The organism is Ruminococcus sp. AF17-22AC (assembly GCF_003460065.1).
Classification (GTDB): Bacteria; Bacillota; Clostridia; order Lachnospirales; family Lachnospiraceae; genus Blautia_A.
Window position 1 is genome coordinate 89299 of record NZ_QRXT01000007.1, and the last position, 16124, is coordinate 105422.

Here is a 16124-nt window from a genome sequence, read left to right on the forward strand (position 1 = left end):
ACGGACAGTTCGAAGATATCATAAAGAAAATAAGAAAGAGAAAGGAAAGAAAAATGAGTGTTCTGGAATTTATAAAAGTTGTGATACTCGGAATCGTCGAGGGTATTACGGAATGGCTTCCAATCAGCAGTACCGGACATATGATTCTTGTTGATGAATTTATCAAGATGGAAATGACACCGCAGTTTAAGGAATTTTTCCTTGTTGTGATTCAGCTTGGTGCGATTCTTGCAGTTGTTGTTTTATACTGGAGTAAATTGTGGCCATTTTATATAAGAGAGATTTCCACGAAAAAACGTAAAGAACTTAATCGCATGAATCCGGTATCTCGTGTGGCGATGACGTTTGTCGAAAAATTCTGTGACAAAACCAAATGGATCCTGTGGTTCAAGATTCTTGTGGCATGCATTCCGACAATCGTGATCGCACTTCCGTTTAATGATATTATCGAAGAAAAATTCAACAATTATATAGTGGTTGCAATTGCCCTGATCGTATATGGTGTAATCTTCATTCTGGTAGAGAACTACAATAAAAGAAGAAAACCGGTATGTACTTCCCTTGAAGATTTAAGTTTTGGTACCGCATTCAAGATCGGTATCTTTCAGGTACTTTCTGTTATTCCGGGAACTTCACGTTCAGGCTCCACGATCATCGGAGGAATCCTTGTGGGAACTTCAAGAACTGTAGCAGCAGAGTTTACCTTTTTCCTGGCGATTCCGGTAATGTTTGGTGCGAGCCTTCTGAAACTTGTAAAATTTGGTTTCGCTTTCACACCGGCAGAGATTTTGACACTGGTGACAGGCGTTGTTGTTGCATTTTTTGTATCCATTATCGCAATCAAATTCCTGATGGGTTACATTAAGAAACATGACTTTAAAGCATTTGGCTGGTATCGAATTGTCCTTGGTATCCTTGTGCTGGGTTATTTTGCGGTTGCTGTTCACAGGTAATATTCCGCGAGGTGTCTTGTCATGAATATGACAAAATCCCGAGACATACTTCCTCTGATAAAACCGGAAATTTGACTTTTTGCGGATTACGTGGGATAATGTCTGTGATTTTATAAACAAGAAAATGTATCAACGGTCTAGCATAGACCGGAAAGGATGGAAATAATGAAAGCAAAACATATCATCGCCGTTCTTGGAATGACAATGATCCTTGCTCTTGCAGGATGCGGCTCAAAGGGATCTGTCGTTGAGGTAACTCCGACACCGGCAGCAACTCCGACACCTACAGAAGTTCCGGTAACAGTCACACCGGTACCGACCTCTACACCGGCACCGAAGGTAATTGGTGTAAAAACATCTCAGGCAAAATATATCTACCTGACCAACAGTCTTCAGAACGATATCAGAGAAATCTATCTGATGACATCCGGCGGAGAAGACTGGGGCAAAAACCTGATTCCGTCAGAATCTTCTGTAAAGGCGGCAGAACAGGTGCAGATGTATTACACAGCAGATTCTTCTTCCGCATCAGACAGCAGTGAAGAAAGCACAGATTCAACAACAGATACTTCCGGTGCATCTGCTATGTATGATATGAAGATTGTGACTGCATCCGGTGATGCATACCAGATCTACAGTGTAAACCTTGGCGATATGGAAAAAGCTTCTCTTGCTTACGACGAAGAGAGTTCCGTTGCATATCTTCGTTATATGAGTCTTTCTGAAAAGAAAGAAAAAGATACAAAGGAAAATTCACAGCAGACATCTTCCTCTGACGATAGTTCTGAGGATACAAGTTATGATGACAGCAGCTATGATGACAGTTATGACGACAGCAGCTATGACAGTTCTGATGACAGTTCTGATGACGGAAGCTACGATGACGGCAGCTATGACGACAGTAATTACGATGATGGCAGTTATGACGATTCCTCCTATGATGATGGAAGCTCTGACGGTTCTTCCTACGATGATTATGTAGACGAAGGTTATGACACCGATGAAGAGGGCGGCGACTGGAATTATTAATCTATAAAAATTTCTTTAAGATTTATTGGTAAGTTCTATTGCAAAATAAGTCGGATAAATTGACGGAAATTTTCTGTACCGTTAAAATATTATCAACGCAGTAATGAAATTATTGGAAAGAGTACAGAAAAGAAGGGAGATTTATCATGAAGAAAAAAAATTTAACGATCATGCTGGCAGGTGCTATGGCGGCAGGTATGAGTGCAGGCAGCGTACAGGCAGCAGCCGCAGAGGATGCAAGTGGTGATCTTTATGTATTTATCGCAGCAAGCTTAAGCAATGCAATGGAAGATATCCAGAAGGATTTCAATAAGGAATATCCGGATGTAAATATTCTCTTCAATGCAGACAGTTCAGGAACACTTCAGACACAGATTGAAGAAGGCTCAAGATGTGACGTCTTCTTTTCCGCAGCTACCAAGCAGATGGATGCGCTTGTAGACGAAGAACTTGCAGACAAAGATTCAGTTGTAGATCTTCTTGAAAACAAAGTCGTTCTGATCAAACCAAAGGATGGCGAGACAAAGGTTACCGGATTCGAAAACATCACAGATGCAGAGAATATCGCTCTTGCAGGAGAGGATGTTCCGGTTGGGCAGTACTCCCGTGAAATCTTTAAGAATCTTGGTATTGAAGATGATATCAACAAGATGGAGATCAATGAAGGAAAGAACGTTACGGAAGTACTTGCATCTGTAAGTGAGGGAAGCAACGAGATCGGTGTTGTTTATGCAACAGATGCAGCTTCCGTTGCCGACAAAGTAGATATTATCGCAGAAGCGCCGGCTGGTTCTCTGGAAACACCGGTTCTCTATCCGGCAGGGCTTATCGTTGATTCTGAAGCATCTGATTCCGAATCTGCAGCAGCAAAAGCTTTCTTAGAATATCTTCAGACAGATGGTGCAATGAAAGTATTCGAAGAATATGGATTTGCACAGTACAAAGCAGAGGAAATTGATACAACAGAAGAAGTAAAATAAGAAAAAATTAAATACAAAAGGGGCGGCAGATATGTCAGCCCCTTTTGGTGCATACAGGGGAATTAGAAAGAATGATGGAATTTATACAGGAAATTAACTGGAGTCCACTGTGGATCTCCTTAAAAACCGGTTTTGTGGCGACGGTTATTGCCTTTTTTCTGGGGATTTTCTGTGCAAGAAAAATCATGAAACTGAAACCGGTATCAAGAGCAATTCTGGATGGTATTTTTACGATGCCACTTGTCCTTCCACCAACAGTGGCAGGATTTTTTCTTCTGCTGATCTTCAGTCTGCGCAGACCGTTCGGTAAGTTGCTACTGGAAAGCTTTGATTTCAAGGTCATTCAGACATGGAAAGGCTGCGTGATCGCAGCAGCAGTCATTGCTTTTCCACTGATGTACCGCAACGCACGTGCCGCATTTGAGCAGGTGGATGTAAACCTCATTTATGCAGGTCAGACTCTTGGTATGAGTGACCGCAGAATTTTCTGGAAGGTTATCGTTCCGGCAGCAGCACCTGGCATTGCATCCGGTACCGTTCTTGCCTTTGCGAGAGCAATCGGTGAATATGGTGCAACTTCTATGCTGGCGGGGAATATCCTCGGTAAGACACGTACCGTATCCGTTGCGATTGCGGCGGAAACAGCAGCAGGAAATTATGATGTGGCAGGTTTCTGGGTTGTGGTGATTGTTCTGATATCGTTTGTGATCGTGGCACTGATAAATATTGTCTCAGGCAGAGGCATGAAGAGTAGAAGGTGGATCTGATGGCAATACAGGTAAATATAGAAAAAAATTTCAAAGGATTTTCTCTTAAGACTGCGTTTGAGAGCACTACTTCGTCAACCGGAATCCTCGGAGCTTCCGGAAGCGGAAAAAGTATGACGCTCCGCTGTATCGCCGGGATCGAAACTCCGGATAAGGGAAAAATTGTAATCAATGGAAGAACGGTGTTTGACTCTGAGAAGAAAATAAATCTGAAACCACAGGAGCGGCGGATCGGTTATCTATTTCAGAATTATGCATTGTTTCCGACAATGACGGTCAAAGACAATATTCTCTGCGGCTATCGTGGAGAAAAATCACAAAAAGAAGAAAAGGTACGTGACTATCTGAAGAGATATCAGCTTGATGGGCTGGATAACCGTTATCCGGCACAGCTTTCCGGAGGGCAGCAGCAGCGAGTAGCACTTGCCCGAATGATGATCGGAGAACCGGAAATGATCCTTTTGGATGAGCCATTTTCGGCTTTGGATGGATATCTGAAGGATGTTTTACAGAAAGATATGCAGGAATTTCTGCAACAGTATCAGGGAGATATGCTGATGGTGACGCACAGCAGAGATGAGGCATTTCGTTTTTGTAGTGAATTGATGCTTTTAAGAGAAGGAAAGACATTGATTTTCGGAAATACAAGAGATTTATTTGAACAGCCACAGCTTCTGGAAGCCTCCAGACTGACCGGCTGCAAAAACAGTTCAAGGATTGAGAGAATGGGAGATCATGAAGTGTTTGCACTTGACTGGGGTGTATCACTCCATACTGCACAGAAGGTGGAAGCAGATATGACGCATGTTGCCATCCGCGGACACTGGATCCAACCGGTGCAGGAAGCAGGTAAAAACTGCATTGCCTTTGAGGCAGCGGAATATGTGGAAACAACATTTGAACATCAGTACCTGGTCAGAAATCCGGGAATGGAAGAAGGAGCAGCCCTCTGGTGGATGCGCCCGAAAGAAAACTTCCGGGATCCACATGAAAAAAATCTGCCGCCATATCTGTATCTGCCGCCGGAGCATCTGATGTTACTGAAGTGATTTTGATTTCAGATAACCGGCAACAAGCATAGCCAGTTTGAAGGTCATGGCATCTTCGAAAGTACGGAGGTCGAGACCGAATTTTTTCTGAATCTTTTCGAAGCGGTAGACAAGCGTGTTGCGATGTACGTAGAGCTGTCTGGATGTTTCGGAGAGATTCAGGTTATTTTCAAAGAAAGTGCGGATGATCGCCAGCGTCTCACCGTCGATGGAATCAAGTGACTCATCACCGAAGATTTCTTCGATGAACATCTCACAGATGGAGACAGGGAGCTGGTAGATCAGACGCCCGATACCAAGGGTACGATATCCGAATACAGCACGTTCAGCATAAAAAATCTTACCGATTTCGAGTGCTGTGCGTGCTTCTTTATATGCACTGGAAAGTTCACGGAGATCGTCGGCGGTATTGCTGTAGGCAACCCATGCCTGTGTCATGGCCTCTGCGCCGAGCATATCAACCAGCATATGAGCGGTATCTTCGAGATTTTCATAAGTTTCCGTAGAAGAAAGTTCACGAACAATGATGATGCCACTGTCATCGATCGCAGTGATAAAATCGTGCGTGCGTGCAGAAAAGATATTTTTGATTGTTGCAAGGGCATGTTCATCCTGCGACTGTCTGGTTGTAACGAGGAAGACTGCCCTGCGTGCAGTGGTGGAAATGTGCAGTTTGCGCGCACGGTTAAAAGCCTCTACTTCTGTATAGTTTCCCAGAAGCAGTTTCTGCATAAAAGAGTTTTTGTCATTTTTTTCGGAAAAACCTTCCAGGATGCTTTGAATCTGGCAGACAGCCAGTTCACCAATCGTTGAGACAGAAGCAGCGCTTCCCCATACGACGAGAAGATAGGGAACATCGCTCTTTTCGGTAATTTTGTACAGGCAGCAGGTTGTATTGGCCAGACAGAGTGCGGTGCTCTGGCGGAAGTCATCAAGTTTTGCTGCGGATGGGAGTCTTTTTTCGCAGGTCGTAACGAAAACGGAATTGTCCTCCAGAAGCAGGCAGAAGTCGAGATGGCTGATGCGTTTCCAGTTATCCATATATTTTTGAAGTGTACGTTGTACAGACATGAAATCAAATCATCCTTTCTGAAAAAAAGACCCGGGGTAAACTGCCCCGGGTCTGATATTCTGATTGAATCTTAGTTAGTGATAACCAGTTCTGTATCTTTATCAAAGAAATGTGTTTTTTCCATGTTGAAATCGAATTTAACCGGATCACCTGTTTTTGCTTTTGTACCTGGATCAACACGAGCTGTGATCTGTGTACCGTTCACATCGAAGTACAGGAATACTTCTGCACCAAGAAGCTCGTAAACTTTAACGGTAGAAGACATGGAGCCGTTCGGTGTATCTGCAACGTCTTCCGGACGGATACCCATAACAACGGTCTTTCCTACATAACCGCCATCTTTGAGTGCTTTAGCTTTAGCTGCCGGGATAACGAGTTCATCACTTCCGATAACTGCAACAATGTCGGAACCTTTTTCTTTGATCTGGGCATCAAGGAAGTTCATCTGCGGAGATCCCATGAATCCTGCAACAAAGAGGTTGCCCGGTTTCTGATAGAGGTTCTGAGGTGTATCAACCTGCTGAACAACACCGTCTTTCATAACAACGATTCTAGTACCAAGAGTCATAGCCTCTGTCTGGTCATGTGTTACGTAGATGATAGTAGCACCCAGTCTCTGATGGATTTTGGAAATCTCGATACGCATCTGTACACGAAGTTTTGCATCCAGGTTGGAGAGCGGTTCATCCATAAGGAATACCTTAGGATTACGAACGATTGCACGTCCCATAGCAACACGCTGTCTCTGTCCACCGGAAAGAGCCTTCGGTTTACGATCAAGAAGTTTCTCAAGGTCAAGGATTCTTGCAGCTTCACGAACTGCTTTGTCGATCTCAGCTTTCGGAACTTTACGAAGTTTCAGTCCGAATGCCATGTTATCATATACGGTCATATGAGGATACAGAGCGTAGTTCTGGAATACCATTGCGATGTCACGGTCTTTCGGCTCTACATCGTTCATAACTTTGTCACCGATCTTTAAGGTACCGCTGGTGATTTCTTCCAGTCCGGCTACCATACGAAGTGTAGTAGATTTACCACATCCGGAAGGTCCTACGAAAATGATGAATTCTTTGTCTTCGATTTCAAGGTTGAAGTCTTTAACGGCTTCGAAACCGTTTGGATATGTTTTATTAATGTGCTGTAAAGATAAACTTGCCATTATTTTTCCCTCCAAAATATTAAGTAAGTTTTGCTCATGTTTTGAACTGTTATTAGTATACTGGAATTTCCCGGAGGAATCCAGAGTTGAACCTTACAAAGATTTCGGAGGTTTCTTGACAGATTGACGAAAAGCCCGGGTAGGTTTGTCACTCTGCCGAAACCAGATGGGAGTTATCATAAAGATATTATAGAAGATAAGGCTTTGGCTGGCAAGTGATGATATGGAATGGATTTTAACCAAGTTTGCTGTGAACGGAGCGAACAATAACAATTATTACGAAATAAAATATATTGTCTAACTTGCAGATGCTAATGGCCTTTTCATCATCCGATAGTATACGGGAATCAGAAGTGCGCAGGCACCGAACCACGCAAGTGGGCTGGCAATGCATACGGAGGTATAGCCGATGATACCGGAAAGTCCGACGGTCGCTGCAATACGCATGACGAGTTCGATCATACATGCCGCGAAAGGAGCGCGTCCATTCTGCATACTCTGGATCGAGGTTCGGTAAACTGCCAGCAGCCCCAGGATAAAATAGAAAGGAGCCACGATCGTCAGATACGCATCGGAGTAATGATAGATTTCGACTGTCGGATCAGAGAGGAACATCCGCACGATCGGGTGGCGAAGAAGCAGGATGCCGATACACATAAGAAGGTTGAAGCCTTCGGTCTGGATCAGAGATGCGCGAACGCCCTGACGGATACGGTCCTTTTTGCCTGCACCGAAGTTCTGGGCAACATAGTTGGAGATGGCTGTCATCATTGCGTTATTTACAAGTACGGAAAGCTGATCTGCTTTAGAGGCAGCAGTATATCCGGCTACGGCAGCAGTTCCGAGGGAGTTTACGACAGTCTGCATTGCGAGCTGTCCGATACACATGACAGACATCTGGAAGCCCATAGGAAATCCGGTTTTCAGATGAAGACTGATCGTGTCGTTCAGATCATGGAAATCTTCACGGCGCAGATGCAGTATCGGGAAATTTTTCAGTCCGACGATGAGACTGAGTACTGCTGAGAGAAACTGGGACAAAATTGTAGCCCATGCAGCACCTGCTACTCCCATGTGTAAAGGTACAATAAACAGAACATCAAGAAAAATGTTCAATACAGAGGAGAATACCAGGAAGTAGAGCGGTGTTTTGCTGTCGCCCAGTGCACGTAGCATGTTGGAAATCATATTGTAAAAAACAGTTGCACCTGTTCCGAGAAGTACCACAAACATATAGTCATAGGCTTCACCGGAAATATCAGAAGGAATCTGCATCCACCGAAGAATCTGATGAGCCAGGAGGCAGCAGATCAGCGTCAGCACAATTGTAAAAATGATGCTGAGCAGCGTGGAAGCGGCAACGCTTTTTCGCATTCCTTTTTCATCTTTTGCGCCACAGCGCTGGCCGAGACAGATGCCGAAACCACCTGTAAAACCATTGATAAAACAAAAGACAAAATAAATGATAATGCTGGTGGAGCCGACTGCCGCAAGGGAATTTGCCCCCAGTGTTTTACCGACGATCACAGAGTCAGCAAGTGTATAAAAGAGCTGAAATAGATTACCCAGAATTACGGGAATTGCGAATTTTAGTAAAGACCAGAATGGACTTCCAACGGTAAGATCCATTTCTTTAGACTTTGTTCCGGACATAATATTAAGAACCTCCTTAGTAGTACATGCTTTTTTACTGCACGCCTCATTATAAAGAAAATGAAATCAAAATACGATTCCGGTATTGTTGTATATGATACAGATATTGATTTTGTGTGGAGGATAAAAAGAAGAGATTTGGGGATGCAGAGGAATGAAAATCTTTACAAAATTTGGAAAGTTGAGTATGATAATTAAAAAATATTGCAGATAAAATTATACATAAATTGCAAAATTCGGAGAAATATAAAATGGCAAAAAGAAAAATCCTGATGGATGATACCAGAAGAGAACTCTCAAAACATGGAACAGAAACTTTTCCCATGACGGTAAGCCATGATGATCTGTGGGCGTTTGAGGGAAAGACTGTACCGATCCACTGGCATGATGATCTGGAAATAAATCTTCTGAGAGAGGGTATGGCTGTTTTTCAGGTTTATCAGAAAAGCTACAGCGTCAGGCCGGGTGACGGCTTCCTTCTGAACAGAAACGTACCTCATAGCTGCAATTCACCAGTAAATGAACATGTTAGATATAATACGATTCTTGTGAGGCCGGATTTTCTGTATGGGGACTTTGGAAGTGATATTGAGAGAAACTGTTTCAGGCCTTTTTTGCAGAACTCTGCAGTGCCCTGTATTCACCTGACTGCTTCGGACGAAAATGGAAAAGAAATCCTTGAGAAACTGAATCAGGTAGAAGAAGTGTTTGACCGGAAACCATTTTGCTATGAACTGAAGATCAGAGGACTTCTGTGTGAAGCATTCAGTATGATTCTGTCTGATCATCAGAGGGAGCTGACAAAATTTGTTCCGCCGAATCAGCAGGAGCTGGAACGGCTGGAAAAAATGCTGAGTTATCTTAATACACATTTTGAATCTGTGATCTCCCTGCAGGAACTGGCAGATCAGATACATCTGTCCAGAGAAGTATGCTGTCGTCTGTTCAAAAAAATGACAGGAAAAACAATTACCGGATATCTGGAAGAATACCGGGCGGACAAAAGCTTACCACTGGTACAGAGCGGCCAGTACTCCATGACACAGATCGCAGAGATGGTGGGTTTCAGTAATCCCAGCCGATTCGCCAGCGCCTTCCGGAAAAGATTCGGGTGTAATCCGAAAACATACAATCAGAGATAGAAGACTCAATCATCATCCTTTCAAAATAAATCATTCAGGTCTGTGTAATGAAATATTGTATCGAGAACGTTTCTCTGTTTTCTGCATATGCTAACAGAAGAAGTCTGTAAAGGAGTCTCCACATGAAAAATAAGAAATGGATCTCACTGGCGGCAGCGATTGTTCTTGCCGTAACAGCACTGCCGATAACGGCTTTTGCGGCAAAGAAGGACGGAGCTGAAGAGAAACTTACAAAAGTTACTTTAAATGAGGTGGCGCATTCGATTTTTTACGCACCTCAATATGTAGCAATCGAAGAAGGATATTTTGCAGAGGAAGGCCTGGATCTGACACTCGTGACAGGATTTGGAGCAGATAAAGTTCTGACGGCGCTGATTTCCGGTGAAGCAGATATCGGATTCATGGGAGCGGAAGCGTCGATTTATGCATATCAGGAAGGGGCAAACGACCCGGCGGTGAACTTCGCACAGCTTACTCAGCGTGCAGGAAATTTCCTTGTGGCAAGAGAGAAAATGCAGGACTTTAAGTGGGAAGATTTGAAGGGAAGGAAAGTTCTCGGCGGACGTAAGGGTGGCGTACATATATCAATGTAAATTATAAGACGATTGTGATTTTATGTAATTGGGTGGATGGATTGAACAGTGCGAGGAAGTCACAGAAAATAGAATAGCTTCAAGTATGCAATTACTTTAAATCGGGGCTATACGCCCCGATTATTCATTATACTTGTTAAAATCCTGTGAGAAAAATGCATTATAAAGGAGGAAGAACCGGAAACATTAAAGTAATTTCACAGTCATAGAATTGATACTTATGCCATGGTTTGTGTGACTTTACAATACATCTTATTGTGTGATTTTGAGATACATCTACTTCTTTAAACGTAATAACAAAATTTTTACAATTATTAAACTCGTTAATTTGAATATTTTGATTTTCCCATATAATATCATACTCATCTGTTGAAAATGAAGAATCAATATCTATATTCACTGAGTATGTGTCCCCATAGCGAATCTCTTGTAAAGGTTGAAAAATAGATCCACCAACATTTTTATCTGTTGGGTTATCATAAACATTCCCCAAAGAGTCTTTAATTTTTAGAATTCTTGGTATAGTCCACACTTGCTCCAGCCCCTTTTCTTTATAGTATTCTTTAATACCTTCAATAAAGTCATGCGAATAACAAATAGCTTGCTCCGCTTGTCGAACAGAAATTGGATTCGAATGAGAAAGAGCATTTCGAATTGGAATTAATCTTTCTAAAAACTCTCGTGCTTCTTCGAGACCTTGCGGATAAGCATATTTTAATACGGCTTTAAACAAATCACGGTAAAAAGCAGGATTACAGAGAAAATAAATGATATGTTCAAAAAATAGTGTATCCACAGCTCTCGAAAAACGTCCTGATTCTTTTTTTAGCATACATTGAATATGTTCACGAACTTCTTTTTTAATCAAATAATTCTCGTTAGAAATTTTATAATTAAAGAAATCTGTTCCATATTTTTGAGTAAACTGGTCATGTATAATCCGGCGAGCCCACATTTCTAATGATTCAATATTTTGGCGACATAAAGAACGAAGTTCTTCATCTGTATACATATAATACATTTTTACCTCCAACATTTTGGGTTAATATGTACAAAGTATTCGTTAATCTTTCAAAACTTTATATATCAAATTATTGATGATTTATTTGTAATTCAAAATTCAAACGGATTTCATTAATGGAGAATTTCTTATCTATGATGCCTGTTTGTAATCAGTCGCAGCAATTTCTAGCATCAGTTTCTTTTCCATATTTATAATCACTTCAAATTGTTCCATGACTTCATCAGTATAATATTTTTCTCGACACTGCTCACATTCAAACCATAGAACATTTTTTTACAATAATGTAATTATTATAATTTACGACGTGCATTGTACTATTTTTGCAATACATGCACATATCCATCACCGTTTTCTTCAATTCTTTAAATCATCTTTAAATTTCTTTGTATCTGGATAATAGGCGGTTATGATATACATTTATATTATCACAACCTGCAGCAATATGCAAAATCATTCTATTTACATTATATCTTCAAATTAAACAATTTGAATTGGGAATGCTAATATCTCCACTTATATTTTACGAAATTTTGTTAGCTCTTTCCAGTTACTCGGAAATCCCATATATGCAAAAAGATCATTCAACTTCAAATTTGAATTCTGTTTTTCATATCGGTCAAAAATATGCAATAATTGCTTTTTAAACAGTAAAAAATCGGTCTTTGGAAGTAGATAACGAAAAGTAATGACTACACTAAACAAATCATTTTTTCCATATGTGTATTTTGAACCATTTTTAGAAATGCTCAATTTTTTATGTAACAATGTATCTGGAATATCAATATATGTGTGATAGGAAAACAATCTTTCGTTATGAGCACATACATTTCGGTACAGTGTTAATACCTTTAAATATTTTATCATCTCATTTTTCTTGACATCTCCAAAATCTTGGCAAATTGTTCCTTGCATATTTTGAGGTAAAAATTCAAACATTTTAGATATTTGACCAAATGTAAGTGCATTCATAATCACCCATAACGGAATATTGTGATATTTATTACGCTGGTAAACAAGATATTCATGATCCTTGTTTTTATTCGCCATCATATCTAGCATTTTGATTAATTTGGTAATTCCATTTTTATTTTTAGGAATATTGCCGTAATTATTGGAGTTGAGATATTCTTCCTGACGTTCGCCATGTTTTTTACAGAAATGATAAGAAATAGACGAACGCATTTTTCTTTCTACGCGGCATAAATATTTAAAGAATATTCCACGTAACTCTTCATCAAATTCATAAAGAGCAACTATGTCTTCAAAACATGCTTCATTAATGTATTTGCGGGTATGAATATCAATAAAGGGATGTTTATATCCACCAATTAATGCATAGTAACTGATATTCTGCAGGGATTCTACCGCAAAATCATCATCTGTAATAACTAGATTTTTTTCATTTTTCAGTTTTTCAACTTGTGCGGTATATGTAATAAATGGTTTGCTCATATGTACCTCACTGCAAAATGTTCCAGATAAAGAAAAAAGGAGAGGGGCCTCGGCACCCTCCCCCGATCGCAGGCTTCTCAAGTTTCTGCAATCTGATCACTAAAGATAATATAACTGATATAACTAAGAAAGTCAATCAGAAATTACCTCTATCGTAGTATATGATATGATTTATATTTTATGTTTAAAGTAGATTATTTTGTATAGTTTGTTAATTAATCATGTTGAATACCTGCATATTTGTTTTGACGAAGCTTGAAAGCAGGATGTCCCCCCTCTAAAATATCGCAAATCTGAGTTTGAATACCATTTTGATTTAGAATACCTTTTAATGGAACTCCAGTATCATCGGTTAATATCTCATCATTTTCTATCGCTCCACTACGATATTCAAATCTCTTTTCTGCATTTTCAGTTCCAATCCCATCTTGATTTGCAATAATAATTTCTTCTGCGTCAGCGCCTAAAACAACATTAGCATTATGAGTAACAATAATTATTTGACGTTCTTTCTTTTTTCGTCTAATGTATTGAACGAGGTCGTTATAAATAGATCGATTATCTAAGTCATCCTCTGGCTGATCAATTAATATTGGACATTTGCTATCCTCAAGACTGATTAACATTTCAAGAAGAACCAACGCCTTTTTACCAGGAGACATACTTTCAATAGAATCATTTCCGCTTTTTACTATGTAATGAATGTTATACCAATTTTTGAAAATATAAGATAAAACATCGGTTAGTGTGTTTCCTGCTTTAAATGATAATCCACCATATTTTTCTGGCTCTTCCCATGCATTCCAAAGAGTTGAAAGGAACTGCTTCCCATAGTCCTCTGGTTTTAAATCTGTAAGATCATAGTTATGTTTAGTTCTAAAAGGTGTAAAGTTCTTGTTGTTAAAAATTCGAGCTAAACATTCCATAAATTCTGTTTGTTTCCAAACAATCTCGGCATCAAATATCAAAGAAGTATTTCTTGAAGTTCCTGTGGATCTTATGATTTTACCAAAAGTAGTATATATATCCAAATAATCTGATTGAGATGCAATAATTTTTTCTTTTATTTGATTAATACTTTTGAGAAGATCTTCTTTTTGTGTCTCTCGTTCGATTGCAGATTGTAATAATTTACGTTCAGCATTAATGCGAGTTGTTAATTTTCCGAGCTGTTCACTTTGAGCAACTTTTTCCTTTAAAGATTCATATTCTTCTTTTAATAAGTTCAAATTATGATTATTTTGACTAATGGATGATTGCAAATTCTTACAATTTAAATTGATAATAGTTTCCCATTTAGGCAAAATTTCTTGATTTAAAGCTGTCAATGCAGAATTTAAAGTATTTTCAGTAACTGGAAAATCCTTAGAAAAATCATGTTCTATCGATAATCCATCTAGGCAAGAAAAATATCCAGGAACTACAACAGATACCTTAAAAATCTTTTTTTGATTTTCTAATTCATAGTGTAGTTTTTCATTTTTTAAAACAATAGACTCAATATTTTTTTCAACTTCGTTAAAACGATTAATTTCTTCCGGAGTAACATTTACTTTTTGTGCCAGTACCTCTCTCTCTGATTCTAACTGCTGAATAGTTGAATTGTAGGTCGATGAAGAACCGTCTTTCTTTATCAATTCATTTAAATCCGTCAATTTCGTTTTATCAGCAATTAATTCATCAATTAATAATTGAACTTTCTTTTGAATTTTGTCAGTATCTGCTTTTAAATTTTCATAAGCTTTTTTAATATCTGGTTCTTGTAACAATACATCAAAAATAATTTTATTGATAGCAGTCATCTCTTCTGGATTATCAATAGTACTGTTCAAAAAAGTTTGAGGGATATAGACTATTTTTCTTCCATTACTTGTACCATCTTTCCATGTGACGGTGGTCTTAACACTGGGAAATGTGTTATGCGGTAAACGTCCTTCTTGTTGTAGAGCATAATCATTATCAATGGCTCTTGCCATTTGACGTAGTAACATTGATTTTCCAGTAGATTTTCCACCGATTATGCATGTTAATGAACTATTAAAATATATAGGAGCTTCTTGAAAAGCTTCATTTTCAAATCTTACCGAATCAATTATTTGGTGAATATCTCCAATATCAGGTTGTTCATTTTGAATACAAACTCGTTCGGATGGTTCATAAACAACTTGCAGTAGTCCTTCAAAAGTCAGTTCAGATTTCACCCAACAATGTCGGTCTTCAGCAGGCTTAAACATTTTCTGATACTCATGTGCATCTGAGCCCCATATACAAGGTTTAATTGAGCCAAATTCTTTAATTTGGGTATCTTCTCTGCCGGCTGCCAATGCCCATTTTATTGTTTTTTCATTAGATGTAAGCAAACAATGACATTGTTTATATATATTTCTTCTAGTAGAATAATCACGTCCATTCCAACTAATCTGGGACAGATCTTCATCAACAGGCACAGTAATAAGATATTTATTCCTAAATGTAGGATTATTCTCAAGTACTTTTTGTATATCAGCATAATTTACAGTTACATGATTTAGGCCTACTAATAAGTCGGAACCAGAATCATTATTATTGTTCTTTATTTGACTTCCTAATTCTTTTATATTTGAAAGGGTTAATGATCGCGTATTTCCACTATCATAGTTAAAAGTCAATTGATGTAAAAAATTTTCTTCGATATCTTGTATTGTTATATCATTAGAAAAAATAACATGATAATTCACCGAATTTGCATTTCGACCAACAAAATTTTCTAAACGTAACTCAATATTAGGAAAAATAAAAATTTTTTCTATTTTACGGCGTAGCTCATCATCTGGAAAACATTGGAGCATTTTAGAAGGAGAAGAAAGATATTTTTCTTTTATGCGTTTGTATCCTTCTAACATAAAATAATCTGTAATTCCGATTGCAGCAACATTATTTTCAACAGCTAATGTGAAAAGTTTTTTTACATATTCATCAAATTCCGTTTCTAAATCACTTTCAGTCAATTCAAATGGATTAAATCCATAATTATTATTTAAAATGGAATATGGGGTGTGAACGTGAAAATCCCATTTACGCCATATAGAACCATAAGAGCATTGCATACAAAATACCTCCTTTGTAATTGCTATCTTTTTTATAAATTATCTCATTAAGTATTACTCTGGGTCATCCAATAGGGGCGAGTAGCATCCCTGTTGGCACACGATTTTCCAACAGGAAAGTCTAGTGTGTTATACCTTTATGAAATTGTGGCTGCCGGAAAG

General features: G+C 39.1%; 13 protein-coding genes. 7 read left to right on the forward strand and 6 right to left on the reverse strand.

Features of this window, described 5'->3' with window-relative positions; translation table 11 throughout:
• Positions 1 to 53: 53 nt before the first annotated feature.
• The 5 genes from DWW86_RS11265 (at position 54) to DWW86_RS11285 (ending at position 4778) form a co-directional block, all read left to right on the forward strand.
• Positions 54 to 953: an undecaprenyl-diphosphate phosphatase gene (locus DWW86_RS11265; RefSeq protein WP_072523006.1), complete on the forward strand. Its 900-nt coding sequence runs from the start codon at positions 54 to 56 to the stop codon at positions 951 to 953.
• Positions 954 to 1118: 165 nt separating this feature from the next.
• Positions 1119 to 1982 (forward strand): hypothetical protein, encoded by an 864-nt coding sequence (locus DWW86_RS11270; RefSeq protein WP_117943165.1) that lies wholly within the window; start codon positions 1119 to 1121, stop codon positions 1980 to 1982.
• Positions 1983 to 2128: 146 nt separating this feature from the next.
• A complete protein-coding gene (gene modA, locus DWW86_RS11275) occupies positions 2129 to 2962 on the forward strand; it encodes a molybdate ABC transporter substrate-binding protein (RefSeq protein ID WP_117943168.1) in 834 nt (277 codons plus the stop codon).
• 71 nt (positions 2963 to 3033) lie between these two features.
• Positions 3034 to 3729, forward strand: a complete 696-nt coding sequence (gene modB, locus DWW86_RS11280; RefSeq protein ID WP_117943170.1) for a molybdate ABC transporter permease subunit — start codon at positions 3034 to 3036, stop codon at positions 3727 to 3729.
• Positions 3729 to 4778, forward strand: a complete 1050-nt coding sequence (locus DWW86_RS11285) for a sulfate/molybdate ABC transporter ATP-binding protein (protein ID WP_117943172.1) — start codon at positions 3729 to 3731, stop codon at positions 4776 to 4778. The genes modB and DWW86_RS11285 overlap by 1 nt, the downstream gene beginning before the upstream one ends.
• Here DWW86_RS11285 and DWW86_RS11290 read toward each other — a convergent pair.
• The 3 genes from DWW86_RS11290 to DWW86_RS11300 all read right to left on the reverse strand — a co-directional run bounded on the left by DWW86_RS11290 (position 4767) and on the right by DWW86_RS11300 (position 8665).
• Entirely contained in the window at positions 4767 to 5849 is a 1083-nt protein-coding gene (locus tag DWW86_RS11290) for a PucR family transcriptional regulator (RefSeq protein WP_117943174.1), read from the reverse strand. The genes DWW86_RS11285 and DWW86_RS11290 overlap by 12 nt on opposite strands.
• A 71-nt stretch (positions 5850 to 5920) precedes the next feature.
• On the reverse strand, positions 5921 to 7012 hold the full coding sequence (locus DWW86_RS11295; RefSeq protein ID WP_072523012.1) for an ABC transporter ATP-binding protein: 1092 nt from the start codon (positions 7010 to 7012) through the stop codon (positions 5921 to 5923).
• 297 nt (positions 7013 to 7309) lie between these two features.
• Positions 7310 to 8665 carry an MATE family efflux transporter gene (locus tag DWW86_RS11300; RefSeq protein ID WP_117943176.1) on the reverse strand — a complete coding sequence of 452 codons (1356 nt, stop codon included), beginning with the start codon at positions 8663 to 8665 and terminating at the stop codon, positions 7310 to 7312.
• Between the two features lie 251 nt (positions 8666 to 8916).
• Between DWW86_RS11300 and DWW86_RS11305 the strand changes: the two genes are divergently transcribed.
• Together DWW86_RS11305 and DWW86_RS11310 are read left to right on the forward strand one after the other, a co-directional pair.
• Entirely contained in the window at positions 8917 to 9807 is an 891-nt protein-coding gene (locus DWW86_RS11305) for an AraC family transcriptional regulator (RefSeq protein WP_117943178.1), read from the forward strand.
• A gap of 122 nt (positions 9808 to 9929) precedes the next feature.
• Positions 9930 to 10400, forward strand: coding sequence for an ABC transporter substrate-binding protein (locus DWW86_RS11310; RefSeq protein WP_117943181.1), 471 nt, complete (start codon positions 9930 to 9932; stop codon positions 10398 to 10400).
• A 160-nt stretch (positions 10401 to 10560) separates the two neighbouring features.
• Here the strand turns inward: DWW86_RS11310 and DWW86_RS11315 are convergent, their stop codons facing one another.
• The 3 genes from DWW86_RS11315 to DWW86_RS11335 all read right to left on the reverse strand — a co-directional run bounded on the left by DWW86_RS11315 (position 10561) and on the right by DWW86_RS11335 (position 15962).
• Positions 10561 to 11421: a hypothetical protein gene (locus tag DWW86_RS11315; RefSeq protein WP_117943183.1), complete on the reverse strand. Its 861-nt coding sequence runs from the start codon at positions 11419 to 11421 to the stop codon at positions 10561 to 10563.
• A 516-nt stretch (positions 11422 to 11937) separates the two neighbouring features.
• Positions 11938 to 12876 carry an Abi family protein gene (locus DWW86_RS11330; RefSeq protein WP_117943185.1) on the reverse strand — a complete coding sequence of 313 codons (939 nt, stop codon included), beginning with the start codon at positions 12874 to 12876 and terminating at the stop codon, positions 11938 to 11940.
• A gap of 215 nt (positions 12877 to 13091) precedes the next feature.
• Positions 13092 to 15962: a TrlF family AAA-like ATPase gene (locus tag DWW86_RS11335; RefSeq protein WP_117943187.1), complete on the reverse strand. Its 2871-nt coding sequence runs from the start codon at positions 15960 to 15962 to the stop codon at positions 13092 to 13094.
• Between the last annotated feature and the right edge of the window lie 162 nt (positions 15963 to 16124).

What these genes read in the sequence shown, in the direction of transcription:
- DWW86_RS11315 (WP_117943183.1), bottom strand. Translation starts at nt 11,421, where the DNA reads ATGTATTATATGTATACAGATGAAGAACTTCGTTCTTTATGTCGCCAA.
- DWW86_RS11265 (WP_072523006.1), top strand. Translation starts at nt 54, where the DNA reads ATGAGTGTTCTGGAATTTATAAAAGTTGTGATACTCGGAATCGTCGAG.
- DWW86_RS11330 (WP_117943185.1), bottom strand. Translation starts at nt 12,876, where the DNA reads ATGAGCAAACCATTTATTACATATACCGCACAAGTTGAAAAACTGAAA.
- DWW86_RS11335 (WP_117943187.1), bottom strand. Translation starts at nt 15,962, where the DNA reads ATGCAATGCTCTTATGGTTCTATATGGCGTAAATGGGATTTTCACGTT.
- DWW86_RS11310 (WP_117943181.1), top strand. Translation starts at nt 9,930, where the DNA reads ATGAAAAATAAGAAATGGATCTCACTGGCGGCAGCGATTGTTCTTGCC.
- DWW86_RS11290 (WP_117943174.1), bottom strand. Translation starts at nt 5,849, where the DNA reads ATGTCTGTACAACGTACACTTCAAAAATATATGGATAACTGGAAACGC.
- DWW86_RS11295 (WP_072523012.1), bottom strand. Translation starts at nt 7,012, where the DNA reads ATGGCAAGTTTATCTTTACAGCACATTAATAAAACATATCCAAACGGT.
- modA (WP_117943168.1), top strand. Translation starts at nt 2,129, where the DNA reads ATGAAGAAAAAAAATTTAACGATCATGCTGGCAGGTGCTATGGCGGCA.
- DWW86_RS11270 (WP_117943165.1), top strand. Translation starts at nt 1,119, where the DNA reads ATGAAAGCAAAACATATCATCGCCGTTCTTGGAATGACAATGATCCTT.
- DWW86_RS11305 (WP_117943178.1), top strand. Translation starts at nt 8,917, where the DNA reads ATGGCAAAAAGAAAAATCCTGATGGATGATACCAGAAGAGAACTCTCA.
- DWW86_RS11300 (WP_117943176.1), bottom strand. Translation starts at nt 8,665, where the DNA reads ATGTCCGGAACAAAGTCTAAAGAAATGGATCTTACCGTTGGAAGTCCA.
- DWW86_RS11285 (WP_117943172.1), top strand. Translation starts at nt 3,729, where the DNA reads ATGGCAATACAGGTAAATATAGAAAAAAATTTCAAAGGATTTTCTCTT.
- modB (WP_117943170.1), top strand. Translation starts at nt 3,034, where the DNA reads ATGATGGAATTTATACAGGAAATTAACTGGAGTCCACTGTGGATCTCC.